We start from the raw sequence: 13416 nt of genomic DNA, 5'->3' as shown, positions 1-13416 counted from the left end.
GTTACGGCTTGCGGGCTACTCCGCCGTAGTTGCTGACCTCGATCGCGGTCGGGCGGGGACCGGTGCTGTCCGGGCGCCAGTCGGAGACGATTTCGACGCCCGGGTCGACGATCTCCAGGCCCTCGAAGACCAGCTGGACGAAGTCCTCCATCGGGCGGGCCTGGGCCGGGACGCCGGCGGTGCAGTACGACTCTTCCAGGCCGTGTACGGACTCCGGGTCGTGTTCCGGTGTGACGTGCGAGGAGACCACGTAGCTGCCCGACGGCAGGGCGTCCACCAGCGTACGGACGACGGTGGCCGGGTCGTCCGCGTCCGGGATGAAGTGGAGTACGGCGACCAGTAGCAGGGCCATCGGCTGGTCGAAGTCCAGCACCTCGCGTGTGGTCGGGTGGGAGAGGATCTTCTCCGGGTCGCGCAGGTCGGCCTGGATGAACGCGGTGCGTCCCTCCGGCGTGCCCGTCAGCAGGGCCTTGGCGTGGGCCAGAACGATCGGGTCGTTGTCGACGTACACCACGCGTGACTCCGGGGCGACCGACTGGGCCACCTCGTGCACGTTGTTCGCGCTCGGCAGGCCCGTGCCGATGTCCAGGAACTGGCGGATGCCCGCCTCTTCGACCAGGTAGCGCACGGCGCGACCGAGGAACGAACGGTTCTCGCGCACTCCCGTACGCACCGCGTTCCAGCTCTCCAGAGCCTTCTCCGCGGTCACCCGATCGGCCTCGAAGTGGTCCTTCCCGCCGAGGTAGTAGTCGTACATGCGAGCGGCGTGGGGACGGCTGACGTCGATCTCCGAAGGGGGCCGGTCCCACGGGTCCGTGTCATCGGGTACCGGCTCATACCTGGGCATGATCGCCAGAATACCCATCCCACCTGCAGGTGTGAGGGTGACCCTCATCTCGGGGGAGAACGGGCTCTTACCGCAAAGCCCGAAATAAATCTGAATAGTCGCAGGTCGGAAGGCATGATAAGGCGCGCTCGCGTTGTGGCCGCCGCCCCGTGCGACGGAACCGCCGATGGGCATTCTCCGGGCCCTTCGACACCCCGGATTGACGGTGTGTAATCGAGTCAACGCCGAGGGTGATGCCTTTAGCAACGCGAACAATCGCGGGTGCCCTAAAGGGGGCTTGATGACGTTCGGTGAGCGCTGACGGGAGTCCGGTGGGGGGTATGTGCGGCTATGGAGCCCCATTTATCCGTCTCTGCTCCGTCTGTGGCGCCACAGAGAGTGACCGATAAAGTGTGTACGAAGAAGCTGACCGCGATTAATTTTCCGAAGCCGAGTAATGGCGCCTGGATTTCCTTTGTCGTTTTCGAGGCAGGAATCCGTGGGAGAGAGCGAGTCGACACACCACAACAGAAAACCCGACGTCCGTACTCGTCATGACGCCGCAGCCGGCGACGGTGCGGACGGAAACCCTTGTCGACCAGACTTGCCCGATTCGCTCTTGCAGACTAGGCCCGATGCAGGAGTTGTGATGAAATGGCAATGATGACCATTACGCCGTGGTTCATGGAATTTCGCGGCGACTGCAAAGCCCACCCAGACCCGACCGTACGTCATATTCCGTCGACCGGTGGGCGGTATGCGCCCGAGTCCGGACCGGACGCCGGCGGCGGCCGTGGATGAGCGAGCGCCACGGTCGCGGCGCTGCGAGACGACGGAGAACACCAGGGAGCATGTGGCTCGTCGCGGCCCGCGGCGCTGCCGCGTCATCCTCATCATCGCCGGAGGCCTGCTCGGCCCCGGCTACTGGCTGTGCGGTTCGGTGGGGGAGGGGAAGGTCCTCGGCAAGACCCCGACCGAGGTCCACTTCGCGGAGTTCGTCCTGGCGTCGGCCGTCGTGGTGGTCGCGTCCTGGGGACTGCTGCTCATCCTCGGCGAGGCGATGCTGTTCGCCCTGGCCGTCTTGAGAGCCGACGACGACGAACGCTACGACGTCTACCGGAACCTCATGATCTTGTGGGGGTACGTGCTGACGCTGGGCATCCCACGCCACTTCCGCCGCCTGCCGGCCCAGTTCGGCGCCCGCCCGGACGACGACGACCGCCATCAGACGGCGAACGGTCCGCTGCGCAACGACGAACGCCGCAGTCCCGGAGACCCGCAACTTCACGACCGCGCCCGCCCGGGTGCTGACAGGCAGCGCCCCCGGGCAGAGGTCCGCAGAACGGGAGCCCAGGACCCGCCCACCCGCGACCGCATGCCGTCACGGAACCGCGACAAAGCCCACACGAACGCCGCCATACCGTCCCGCGACCGTGGGGAGACCGCACCACGAGACCGCGACCGTACGGCCCAGGAGGGCCGCGACAAGACTCGGGTCGGCTCTCCTCGGCAGACCGCGACCGCACGAGAAGACGCACGAGACCGAACGGCCACCCGTGATGAGAGGCGGGAGCGGACGGTTCCTCGGGAGGACGCACGAGATCGCCGGGTGTCCGGGAACCGCCAGGACGTACGGGACCCGAAGACGCCACGCGAGGTCACGAGCGCACGAGAGGTCACGAGCGCACGAGAGGTACGGGACCGTCAGACGAGCCGCGCCCCCGCGGGTTCACGGGGGCGCCCCGGCTCACGGGGCCGTGCGCCCGCGCGGGAGGACGCGCCGGAGGGCGTGGCGTCGCGCGAACGGGCGGCTCCGCGGGAGGGCGCGCCGAAGGGCGTGGCGCCGAACGGTCCGGCGCCGCGCGAACGGACGGCCTCGCGGGAGGACGGAGCCGAGAACCGGAGAGCGGCGCGAGTCAGGCGGCCGTCGCCGGAGGTGGCCGCGCCGAGGAAGCCGACGTCGGGCGGGCCCGCGTCCAGGGGGCCGGCGTCCGAGGGGCCGGCGTCCGAAGGGCGGGCGGCGGGACGGCCGGTGAACGAGCGGTCAGTACGGGAGCGGCCGGCGAGCGAACGTCCGGCTCGGGATCGACCTGCGAAGGGGCGGCCGACGGGCGAGCGACAGGTGCTAGAGCGACCGATAGGTGAACCACCAGTGCAGGAGCGGCCGATGCGGGAGTCGCTGCCGGAGCCGTCCGCGCCGGAGCGGTCGGTGCGAGAGCGATCGGTAAGTGAACGGCCGGTGCAGGAGCGGCCGGTGCAGGAGCGGCTGGGGAGTGAACGGTCAGTGCAAGAGCGGCCGATGCAGAAGCTGCCAGCGCAGGAGCGATCGGTGCAGGAGAGGTCCGCGCGGGAGCGGTCGGGGCGGGGGCGGTCGGCGCGGAGGCGGGCGGCGGCCGGGCAGCGTCAGAGGCCGCTGGGGCCGATCTTTCCGCCTCGGCCGGCCGCTGAGAGCGAGGTGGCGCCGATGGGGGACCCGGTCAAGGACGCGGCGGCATCCGCCGGGGTCGCAGCGGGCGTGGTGGACTTCTCGCCGGCTGGGGCGATCCCGCCGGGCGAGTTACGGAACGCGCTGGACCTGCTTCTCAGGTACGCCGCATCCGTCGAGAACCCCGCCGCAGGTCGCGACCCCGGAACCGAAGATCTGTGAGGGCGAACCGTTCGGCGTCACCGCCGAGGCCGGCGGCGACCCATGACCCCATGACCTCCCCCGTACCACCCGACGGTCCGACGACCGCGCGTGCGGCTGAGCGGCCCATGACGACAGGGTCCACGGCCCACAACCGCGCGCCCGACGGCCACACGGCCCGCGACCGCATGACCCGCGACCGCATGACCCGCGACCGTAGGCCGCAAAGGTCTATGACCACACGCCCCCGTGAAGGCGTCCGCGACCGTACGACGTGTGGTCTGCGGCCGAGGAGGCGAGGTCAGAGGGCGACGAACGTGAGGCCGCGTTTCTGCAGGGCCGGGATGACATTGCGCAGGGCCCGGATCGTCTCCGCCCGGTCGCCGCCGCCATCGTGGCAGAGCAGAATGTCCCCCGCCTTGGCGGCCAGCAGCGTGTTGGTGATCTGACCGGTACCCGGGCGCGCCCAGTCGCGTGGATCCACCGCCCAGTCGATGCTGATCATTCCGTGCTCCGTGGCCGTGTCCAGGACCTGCGTCGACCAGTTGCCGCCCGGCGCGCGGAAGAACTTCGGGGCCACGCCCGTCGTCTGGGCGATGCGGTCGTGCGCGTCGCCGATCTCCTCCTTGATCCGTGCGGCCGACAGATCCGGCAGGTTGATCGGATGGCTCACGGTGTGGTCCGACACCTGATGCCCACCCGCGACGATGCGTTTCACGAGCTCGGGAAACTCCTGAACCTGCTGGCCGATCAGCGAGAACGTCGCCGGCACGTGGAACTCCGCCAGCAGGTCCAGCATCTGCGGCGTCCACGTCGGATGCGGACCGTCGTCGACCGTCAGGGCCACGGCGGTCGGGGGCGCGGCGGGGCTCAGGTCCTTCAGGCCGTGCACCGGGCGCTGGAGCGCCTGTATCGGGCCGTGCGCGTACCCCGGGTCCGGCGGCGGGCCGTGCGCGGCCGTCTTGCGCGCCTTCAGCGTCTTGTCGTCCCGATCCGACAGGCTCCGGGCCAGTACGGGCCCGCCACCGGCCAAGAGCCCGACAGCGCCCGCCGCCACCGTCAGCAACGCCTGGCGCCTGTCGACTCCGCTCATACCGCCCCCTGAACGACCGGTCCTAATCCGTCATCTGCCCGGTCATTAGAACGCCGATACGCACCCGCTGGTTCATCAATAGGTACGGAGAGGTTATTGCCGCCTCCATCCCCGTACGCCCCGTTTCGCGAAGCCCCAGCGCAAAGCTCGATACGGAGCCGCCGTACCAGGACGGCGGCGGCAGAGACATAATCGTGACGTGTTCGGTAACGGACCGCGTTTCCCGGTGATCGAGTCCAAGTGCGGCTGGTCGGCGGCGCCCGTGGTGAGCGATGACCTGATCCTGCTCGCGGGTGGCGCGAGCGGTCAGGCGATCGGTGAGGCGCCGATCCTGCAGGCGATCGACGAAGACGGCGAGCGCTTCCGGCTGAGCCGTAAGGCCAGTGGCCGGGACATCGAGCCCGGGGAGATCAGTACGACGCCGAGCGGCGACATCATCCTGCCCGTCTACGAACACGACACCTCTCTCAAGATCTTGCGCGTCGGCCGCGACGGCGTCGTGCGCATGGCCGACGAGCTGCCCGACGACGACCCGTACGACGTCGTGGCCTACGACACGAGCAGCAAGCTCCGCGTCGCCGTACGCGCGGTGGACGACGACGGCTACCTGTGCTCGTGGCTGTACCGCCAGGGCCGCAGGCAGGGGATCACCTACCGCCGATGGGGAGAGCCGCTTTACCTGTGGACCAGCGAGGAGTGGCTGCTCCACGCGAGCGGCGGCACGGTCGTCGGCGCCACCTCGCCCGACTACGCCCGGCCCGGCCCGGCGCAGAGCTGGGTGGGCCGCGACGTGGCGACCGGCGCCGCCCTGTGGCTGAGAGACACCGGCGGGTACGTCCTGGCGGGCACGGCCGGCGACGCGCTCATCGCCGTGGACCTGGCCGCCTTCGACCGTACGGACCGGACCGATCGCGCAGACCGGACCGAGCGCGACGAGCACGACCACTCCAAGGCCGCACGCGACACCGGCGTCCACGCCATCGACCTCACCACCGGCGAACCCACCTGGAGCAGCCTCGTCCCCGGCCGCGCGCACAGCGCCGCCGTCGGCCCCGACGGCGTCTCGGTGTGCGCCGAGTCCACCGAGGACGGCACCTGGCGCGTCCACCACCTCGGCCTCGACGGCGCCTACGAGGGCGTCACACCGCTCGGCGGGCACGCCTGTGTGGTCGCGCGTACGCCGGAGTTCACCCTCGCGCTGGTCGAGGGGCAGTGGCTCATGGCTCTCGACAACCCCGGTGGGGGCCGCCGGCCCGGGCCGGCCGAGCCGTGGACGATCCCGATCCCGCTCGGGGGACTCGCGCCGAGCTACGCCGCGCGGGTGGCCGACATGCGTCTCGACACCGTCCCGATCACCCTCGCCGGGTCGCGCTGTCACCTGCGCGGCACCGAAAGCCTGCAGATCATCGAGGTCTGAGGCCGCCCGGAGAAAATAAAACGAGATCGCACCAAACCACCCGGTCCACGTCCCCGAATAAGGGATGTGAATGCGAAGTGGATCGGTCGTCCGGTAGGCGGTTTCGTCGGCGTTCTCGCCGGGGCCGCCGCCCTTGGCGTCGCCGAGATCTTCGCGGCCTTCACCGGGGGTGCGCAGGCATCGCCGGTGATCGCGGTGGGTTCGGCGGGGATCACGCTGACCCCGGAGTGGCTCAAAGAGTTCGCGATCCGGCATTTTGGGACGAATGACAAGCTTGCCCTTCTGGTCGGTCTTGGAGCCACCGTAGCCGTACTCGCGGTAGTAATCGGAATTGTCGCGAGATGGCGTCTAAAGCCTGGTCTAACCGGGTTTATCGCGTTCGGCGTCATAGGCGCCGTAGCGGCCGTGACCCGCCCGACGGGCGGCTGGACCACGGCGGTCCCGTCGATCGCCGGCTGCCTGGCCGGCATGGCCGCCCTGACCCTCCTCGTACGAGCCATGGCCCGCGCCGGCCTCACGAGCCGGCCGAGCCCGCGGACCCAGGCTGAGCCGGAGACCGCGGCCGGCATCCGGACAGACCCGAAGCCGGGCCGGCGCGGTCTGCTCATCGCCGGCGCCGGAACGCTCGTGGTCGCCGGCGCCACCGGCCTCGGCGGCCGCCTCCTGCTCGACCGCAAGAACGTCGGCGCGGTCCGTAAGGCGGTCCGCCTGCCCCGCCCGGCCTCCCCGGCCAAGGCCGTACCGGCCGGCGCGCAGATCCGCATCCCCGGCATGACCCCGTTCGTCACCCCGAACAACGACTTCTACCGCGTCGACACCGCCCTGACCCTGCCGCAGGTCTCGCCGCACGACTGGATGCTGCGGATCCACGGCATGGTCGACCGCCCGGTCGAGCTCTCCTTCGACGACCTGCTCAAGCAGCCGATGCTCGAACGCGACATCACCCTGAGCTGCGTCTCCAACCAGGTCGGCGGCAGGTACGCCGGCAACTCCCGCTGGCTCGGCGCCTCGTTGGCCGGCCTGCTGCGCCGGGCGGGCGTACGGTCCGGCGCGGACCAGGTCCTCAGCCGATCGTCCGACGGCTTCACGGTCAGCACGCCGATCGAGACGATCATGGACGGCCGCGACGCCCTGCTGGCCGTCGGCATGAACGGCGAGGCGCTCCCGGTCGCCCACGGCTTCCCGGCCCGGATGATCGTGCCCGGCCTGTACGGCTACGTCTCGGCGACCAAGTGGGTGGTCGACCTCAAGGTCACCCGGTTCGCCACCGACAGGGCGTACTGGACCAAGCGCGGCTACGCCGAGAACGCCCCGGTCAAGACGCTGTCCCGCATCGACGTGCCGCAGTCGTTCGCCCAGGTCAAGGCCGGGCGGGTGGCGGTCGCGGGCACGGCGTGGGCGCAGCACCGGGGGATCGACCTGGTCGAGGTGCGGGCGGACGGCGGGCCGTGGCGGAAGGCCCGTCTCGCGCCCGTACCCGGCCTGGACACCTGGCGGCAGTGGGTCATCGAGTGGGACGCCGCGCCGGGCTCACACCGGCTGGAGGTCCGGGCCACCGACGGCACCGGCGCCGTCCAGCCCCAGAAACGCGTGCCGGTCATCCCCGACGGGGCGACGGGCTGGCACTCGGTCGTGGTCACGGTCGCCTGACGGCCTGACCTGTTCGAAAGCCCCTGCATGGAAACCGACGAACAAAGAGGAGAAGTCACGTGAACACCCGCGTACTCGCAGCAAGTCTGGTCGCCGGCGGTCTGCTGGTCAGCGCCGCGGCCTGTGGCAGCGACGACAAGACCGACGACAAGGGCGCCTCGGCCTCCGCCCCGGCCGGGGCCGGGACGACGAGCTCCGCCGCGATGCCGGACAAGCCGTTCGGCGCCGGCTGCTCGGCCGTGCCGACCAGCGGCAAGGGCAGCTTCTCGGGCATGTCCGCCGACCCCGTGGCCACCGCCGCGTCCAACAACCCGGCCCTGTCCACGCTCGTCACCGCGGTCAAGAAGGCCGGCCTGGTCGACACCCTCAACTCCGCGCCGAACCTCACGGTCTTCGCGCCGAGCAACGACGCGTTCAAGAAGATCCCGCCGAAGACCCTGAAGAAGGTCCTCGCCGACAAGAAGCAGCTCTCCAGCATCCTGACCTACCACGTGATCGGCCAGCGGGTCGCGCCGACCGCGATGGCGAGCGGCAGCTTCAAGAGCCTCCAGGGCGGCATGGTCACCACGAGCGGCTCCGGCGAGTCGTACAAGGTCAACGACGCCAACGTGGTCTGCGGCAACGTGCAGACCGCCAACGCGACCGTCTACATCATCGACACGGTGCTGATGCCCAAGATGTAACAAGAACCGGATGGCCTCGGCCTGGTGGGGGCCGGGGCCATCCTCCTGCCCGGACCATCCTCACGCCGGGGACCGTGCTCGAACTCAGGCCGGTACGGCGGCGGTCTCCCGGCCGAAGTGCCGGTGCGCCGCCACCGCGTCGCCGAGCGCGGAAACGAAGGCGCCGTCCGCCCGGCCCGCGACCACCATCCCCTCGCCGTCGTCCGGCACCCGCGCGGCGGAGAGCAGCTCGCCGCCCTCGCCGAGCGCGCCGATGGCCTTGTAGTGCTTGTACGCCTCGATGAGGAAGTACAGCGCGCCCCCGTCTCCGGACAGTGTCCGTACCGATTCCGTACCACCCGGCACCACCACCGCGTCGTACAGCACCGAGTCGACCGTCGGCAGCGCCCGGGTGACCTGCACGGCGGCCCCGTCGGCGGCCCGTACGGTGCCGTCGCGCGGGGCGAGGATCTCCGGCAGCGCACCCAGCTCGCGCAGGCCGTCCCAGACCGTCTCGACGTCGTCGGCGTTCACTCCGTCGGCGACCAGGATCGCGACCTTGCGGGTCGCGGGGCTGTGGGCGCTGTCGGCCTGGCTCAGCGCGGGCGAACCGCGGCCGTGGTTGTCCGTCACCGCCTTCTCCGGCGGGACGACGCCGATGCCCTCGGCGACGGCGGTGGCGAGGTCGTGGTCGACGTGGTTGAGGTGGTCCACCACGCCCTCGCGTACGTGGTGGTGCTCGACCTTGCCCAGCTCGAACCGGAACGCCGCGACGATGTGCTCCCGCTCCCAGTCCGCCATGCTGTTCCAGAACAGCGTCGCCTGGGAGTAGTGGTCGGCGAAGCTGCCGCTGCGCTTGCGGATCTTCTGGCCGGCGACGTAGGCCGGATAGTGCGTGTACGCACGCTCTCCGGACAGGGCCGGGCAGCCGCCGCCGAGGGAGTTCGGGTGGTACGTCGCGCGGGTCTCGGGGATCCGCATCTGGTGCGGTCCGTCCATCTGATGGTTGTTCACCCGTGCGATCGGCCGGTTCACCGGGAGCTGGCTGAAGTTCGGCCCGCCGAGCCGTAGCAACTGGGTGTCGAGGTAGGAGAACAGCCGCGCCTGCAGCAGCGGGTCGTCGGTGAAGTCGATGCCCGGCACCGCGTTGCCCAGGTGGTACGCCACCTGCTCGACCTCGGCGAAGTAGTTGTCCGGGTTGCGGTCCAGCACCATGCGCCCGATCGGCCGTACGGGGACGTCCTCCTCGGGAATGATCTTGGTCGCGTCGAGCAGGTCGAAGCCGAACCGGCCCTCCTCGCCCTCGGGCACGAGCTGCACGCCGAGCTCCCATTCGGGGTACCGGCCGGCCGCGATCGACTCCCAGAGGTCGCGGCGATTGAAGTCCGGGTCCTTGCCGGCGACCTTCTGCGTCTCGTCCCACACGAGCGAGTGCGTGCCGAGCGCGGGCTTCCAGTGGAACTTCACGAAGGTGCCCGTGCCGGCCTCGTCGACGAGCCGGAACGTGTGCACGCCGAAGCCCTGCATCATCCGGTAGCTGCGCGGCAGCGCGCGGTCCGACATCAGCCACATCATCATGTGCATGGTCTCGGGCTGAAGCTGCACGAAGTCCCACAGAGTGTCGTGGGCCGAGGACGCCTGCGGGATCTCGTTGTGCGGTTCAGGCTTCACGGCGTGGACGAAGTCGGGGAACTTGATCCCGTCCTGGATGAAGAAGACGGGCATGTTGTTGCCGACGAGGTCGAAGTTGCCCTCCTTCGTGTAGAACCGGGTGGCGAAGCCGCGGACGTCCCGTACGGTGTCGGCCGACCCGCGTGACCCGCCGACCGTCGAGAAGCGCACGAACATCGGCGTGCTCGCCGAGGTGTCGCACAGGAAGTCGGCGCGGGTGTACTCGGCGAGGGACTCATAGAGCTGGAAGTGGCCGTACGCTCCCGCGCCCCGGGCGTGCACGACCCGCTCCGGGATGCGTTCGTGGTCGAAGCGCGTGATCTTCTCGCGGAAGTGGAAGTCCTCCAGCAGCGTCGGCCCGCGCTCGCCCACCGTGAGCGAGTTGTCGGTCTCACCGATCGGAATCCCCTGGTCCGTGGTCATCTCCGAGGAACAGGGATCGACCCGGTACGCGTCGAGCTGACGTTGTTTGTCGTCCGGCGATGTCATGTATCTCCCCCCGATCAGCCGTGCACGGGCAGGGGCCGGGGACGCGAGTGGCCCCTCACCTTCAGACTAAACCGCAGGTCACGGTCGCCTTCGGGGAGAGGGGCCACAGGGCGTGGTCAGGCGGAGTTCAGCGCGGCGTGCACCATCGCGAGCACGTTGGCGGCGATGAGCACCCCCAGCCCGGCCATTCCCAGCCGGGAGTCGTCCCGGCGGAACATCCAGGCGAGCAGGGCGACGCCGCCGGCCGCGATGGCCACGACGCAGACGAAGAGTACGGACATCGGTTTCTCCACAGAGTCACCACGGACGGCGCGTGGCCGCCCGCGTCACGGGCATCCGGGCATGGCCGCCGGGGGACGGGCGGCCCGTCCCTATGCCGGCGTGGTGGAGAGACCGGGTGGCGCGCGGCTGCCGCACGCCGGCCGCCCGGGGGCGGAGAGCGTCGCGACAGGCCGGAACGACCGTCGCCGCCGGCCGATGAGGAGGGCGACGACCAGGGCGGACAGCGGCCCGGCGGCCTTGCCGGACGAGCGGTGCTCGCCGAGCCGGGGGTGGGAGTGGAGATCGAGTACGGCTTGCGGGCCCTGGCCTCCGGACGCCGCGGCCACGACCGCGTGACCGTCGCCGGCCGAGGCCCCGGTACGGGCGGCTCCGCCGAGCCCGAGCGCGAGGACCAGCGCGACCAGCAGGCACGCCAACGGCGACCGGCGCGTGCGGTCAGCCATCGAACCCCCTGGTCACTCCCTGAAACTACTCCATACCCTTCTTGCCGGGAGTCCAGAACGGTTTCGTGACGACCGACCGCCGTGGCCAGCCGCGGTCGCGGACGAGATGGGCCCGCACGGCCTGGACGGTACGGGCCTCGCCGGCGACGTAGGCGGTGCCCGGCTCGTCGGGAAGGTCCAGATCGCGTACGGCCTGGACGAGAGAGTCCGACGAGGCGGCGGACGTGCCTTCGCGGAAGCGCCAGGTGAGGTCGACCGGGAGCCGGTCCCCGGGTGTGTCCGCCTCGACCACGCCGTACACGGGGACCTCGCCGAGCGCCCGCAGCATCGGCCCGAACGCCACCGCCGCGGTCTCCTCGCCGGCGAACAGGTGGTACGCGGACGGGCGGGTGACCAGGTTGCCCTCGGGCTTGCCGAAGACGACCTCCTGCCCAGGGCGTACGGACCGGGCCCACCGGGCGCCGGGGCCCTCGCCGTGGTCGAGGACGTACAGCTCCAGGGAGGTGCCGTCGTAGTCCCAGACCGAGTAGGTGCGGCGTGTCATCACACCGTCGGCGGCGACGCGGACGTGCTGGCCGGGGGTCCACTCCAGCCCGGGCGCGTCGAGCACGATCCGGCGCATTCGCGGCGTGACCATGTCGATCGCGGTGACGGTGCCGCGGACGAACAACCGGTCGATCAGGACCTTGCCCGCGCTTCGTACGCTCACCATGGCTCGGCCTCCTTTCGAGATATGTCGCGACTATAGATCACTTGTTCGCGGGGCGGAACCAGATCGCGACGAAGACGGCGGCGAGGAGGACGACGACCGCGGCGGAGCGGTAGCCGATCGCCACGGCGTCCACGAACGCGGCCACGGCGCGGGGGCTGTGGCCCGCGCGGGCAAGGGCCTCGCCGACGGAGTGGGCGCCTCCCGGCGTACGGGCGGTGAACCGTTCGGTGAGGATCGTGCCGAGCACGGCCACGCCCAGGGCGCTGCCGATCTCCCTCGCCGCGCCGTTCAGGCCCGACCCCAGGCCCGCCTGCCCACGGGGCAGCGCACCGATGACGCCCGTCGACAGCGTCGGCACGCACAGGCCCATGCCGAGCGACATGACCACCAGGAACAGCGCGTACAGAAGGTACGGCGTGTCCGGCCCGGTGAGCGACACCAGCGCGAGGCCGACGGCGATGGTCACCATGCCCGCCGTGACGAGCGGGCGCGCGCCGAAGCGGTCGGCCAGGTTCACGCTCCAGCGGGAGGTGACCAGCATGCCGAGCGCCAGCGGGCCGATCGCCACCCCGGTCACCACCGGCGAGAAGCCCTTCGCGTACTGCAGGAACTGGGCGTTGACGTAGAACAGCGCGAACAGCCCGAAGAACCCGAACCCGACGCCGATGACGCCGGCCCGCAGCCGGGCGACGCGGAAGACGCGCGGGTCGATCAGCGGGTGCTCGACGCGCAGCGCCCGTACCGTGAAGATCGCCCAGACCACGGCCGCGACCGCGAAACCGCCGATCACACTGCCGGAGGCCCAGCCCAGCTCCGGGCCCTCGATGATCCCGTACAGCAGCGCGGCGAAGGAGAGGATGAGCAGCGCGGAGCCGGTGAGGTCCAGGTCGGCGGGGTGCCGGTCGGAGTGCGGCGCGAGCCGTACGGCCAGGGCCAGCAGCACGAGCATGATCGGCGCCATCGCCCAGAACAGTCCCTGCCAGGGCAGGTACTCCAGGATCAGCCCGCCGCCGACGTTGCCGAAGATGCCCGCGAGACCGGTCGCGGCGGTCCAGGTGGCGACCGCGTACGGCCGCCGGGTCGGCGGGAACGACTGGATGGACAGCGAGAGCGTCGCGGGCATGATCAGCGCCGCGCCGACGCCGGTGACCACCCGCCCGGCGAGCAGGACGCCGACGCCCGGCGACAGCGCGCACACCAGGCAGCCCGCGGCGAACAGGCCGAGGCCGGCGAGCAGCGCGCCCCTGCGGCCGTGCCGGTCGCCGAACGCCCCGGCCGGGATCAGCAGGCAGGCGAACACCAGGACGTACGCGTCGACGATCCACAACAGTTCGGCCGAGGAGGGCCGCAGCGTGCTCGCGGACAGCTTGGGGATGGCCAGGTTGATCGCGGCGACCAGGGCGACGGTCATCGTCGCGCAGACCGACATCAGCGCCAGGATCGCGGTACGCCGGGGGTGTCCGGTCTCGGGCGGGTTCAGCTCGGTCTGCAGAGTCACGGGAACCTCCGGGGGTGGGACTCTCAACGCGACACAACGTAAGCTCG

Annotated in this window: 11 protein-coding genes; 4 read left to right on the top strand and 7 right to left on the bottom strand. The window is 70.7% G+C overall.

Features of this window, described 5'->3' with window-relative positions:
* Position 1 precedes the first annotated feature (1 nt).
* The gene (locus QWU11_RS03110) at positions 2-847 is read right to left on the bottom strand and encodes an SAM-dependent methyltransferase (protein WP_290103444.1); all 846 of its coding nucleotides are present in this window, start codon (positions 845-847) and stop codon (positions 2-4) included.
* An 832-nt stretch (positions 848-1679) separates the two neighbouring features.
* On the opposite strand from QWU11_RS03110, the gene QWU11_RS03105 reads away from it, so the two are divergent.
* The gene (locus QWU11_RS03105; protein ID WP_290103443.1) at positions 1680-3473 is read left to right on the top strand and encodes a hypothetical protein; all 1794 of its coding nucleotides are present in this window, start codon (positions 1680-1682) and stop codon (positions 3471-3473) included.
* Positions 3474-3753: 280 nt separating this feature from the next.
* Here QWU11_RS03105 and QWU11_RS03100 read toward each other — a convergent pair whose 3' ends face one another.
* On the bottom strand, positions 3754-4545 hold the full coding sequence (locus QWU11_RS03100; protein ID WP_290103442.1) for a polysaccharide deacetylase family protein: 792 nt from the start codon (positions 4543-4545) through the stop codon (positions 3754-3756).
* 199 nt (positions 4546-4744) lie between these two features.
* On the opposite strand from QWU11_RS03100, the gene QWU11_RS03095 reads away from it, so the two are divergent.
* The 3 genes from QWU11_RS03095 to QWU11_RS03085 all read left to right on the top strand — a co-directional run bounded on the left by QWU11_RS03095 (position 4745) and on the right by QWU11_RS03085 (position 8295).
* The gene (locus tag QWU11_RS03095; RefSeq protein WP_290103441.1) at positions 4745-5962 is read left to right on the top strand and encodes a hypothetical protein; all 1218 of its coding nucleotides are present in this window, start codon (positions 4745-4747) and stop codon (positions 5960-5962) included.
* 405 nt (positions 5963-6367) lie between these two features.
* On the top strand, positions 6368-7612 hold the full coding sequence (locus QWU11_RS03090; RefSeq protein WP_354670796.1) for a molybdopterin-dependent oxidoreductase: 1245 nt from the start codon (positions 6368-6370) through the stop codon (positions 7610-7612).
* Positions 7613-7671: 59 nt separating this feature from the next.
* Complete coding sequence (locus QWU11_RS03085; protein ID WP_290103439.1) at positions 7672-8295, top strand: fasciclin domain-containing protein; 624 nt, start codon at positions 7672-7674, stop codon at positions 8293-8295.
* Positions 8296-8379: 84 nt separating this feature from the next.
* Here QWU11_RS03085 and QWU11_RS03080 read toward each other — a convergent pair whose 3' ends face one another.
* The 5 genes from QWU11_RS03080 to QWU11_RS03060 form a co-directional block, all read right to left on the bottom strand.
* Positions 8380-10434 carry a catalase gene (locus tag QWU11_RS03080; protein ID WP_290103438.1) on the bottom strand — a complete coding sequence of 685 codons (2055 nt, stop codon included), beginning with the start codon at positions 10432-10434 and terminating at the stop codon, positions 8380-8382.
* 116 nt (positions 10435-10550) lie between these two features.
* Positions 10551-10715, bottom strand: coding sequence for a hypothetical protein (locus QWU11_RS03075; protein ID WP_290103437.1), 165 nt, complete (start codon positions 10713-10715; stop codon positions 10551-10553).
* A 90-nt stretch (positions 10716-10805) separates the two neighbouring features.
* Positions 10806-11159, bottom strand: a complete 354-nt coding sequence (locus QWU11_RS03070; RefSeq protein ID WP_290103436.1) for a hypothetical protein — start codon at positions 11157-11159, stop codon at positions 10806-10808.
* A gap of 25 nt (positions 11160-11184) precedes the next feature.
* Positions 11185-11871, bottom strand: coding sequence for a siderophore-interacting protein (locus QWU11_RS03065; protein WP_290103435.1), 687 nt, complete (start codon positions 11869-11871; stop codon positions 11185-11187).
* Positions 11872-11908: 37 nt separating this feature from the next.
* Positions 11909-13369 (bottom strand): MFS transporter, encoded by a 1461-nt coding sequence (locus QWU11_RS03060; RefSeq protein WP_290103434.1) that lies wholly within the window; start codon positions 13367-13369, stop codon positions 11909-11911.
* Positions 13370-13416: the final 47 nt, after the last annotated feature.

This window comes from Actinomadura sp. DC4 (genome assembly GCF_030406325.1).
In the GTDB taxonomy this organism is placed as follows: domain Bacteria; phylum Actinomycetota; class Actinomycetes; order Streptosporangiales; family Streptosporangiaceae; genus Actinoallomurus.
This window is presented reverse-complemented; position numbering and strand designations above follow the sequence as displayed.

Bases quoted from the DNA above. Each gene is read 5' to 3' on its own strand.
- QWU11_RS03070 (WP_290103436.1), bottom strand. From the start codon at position 11,159: ATGGCTGACCGCACGCGCCGGTCGCCGTTGGCGTGCCTGCTGGTCGCG.
- QWU11_RS03080 (WP_290103438.1), bottom strand. From the start codon at position 10,434: ATGACATCGCCGGACGACAAACAACGTCAGCTCGACGCGTACCGGGTC.
- QWU11_RS03065 (WP_290103435.1), bottom strand. From the start codon at position 11,871: ATGGTGAGCGTACGAAGCGCGGGCAAGGTCCTGATCGACCGGTTGTTC.
- QWU11_RS03075 (WP_290103437.1), bottom strand. From the start codon at position 10,715: ATGTCCGTACTCTTCGTCTGCGTCGTGGCCATCGCGGCCGGCGGCGTC.
- QWU11_RS03100 (WP_290103442.1), bottom strand. From the start codon at position 4,545: ATGAGCGGAGTCGACAGGCGCCAGGCGTTGCTGACGGTGGCGGCGGGC.
- QWU11_RS03110 (WP_290103444.1), bottom strand. From the start codon at position 847: ATGCCCAGGTATGAGCCGGTACCCGATGACACGGACCCGTGGGACCGG.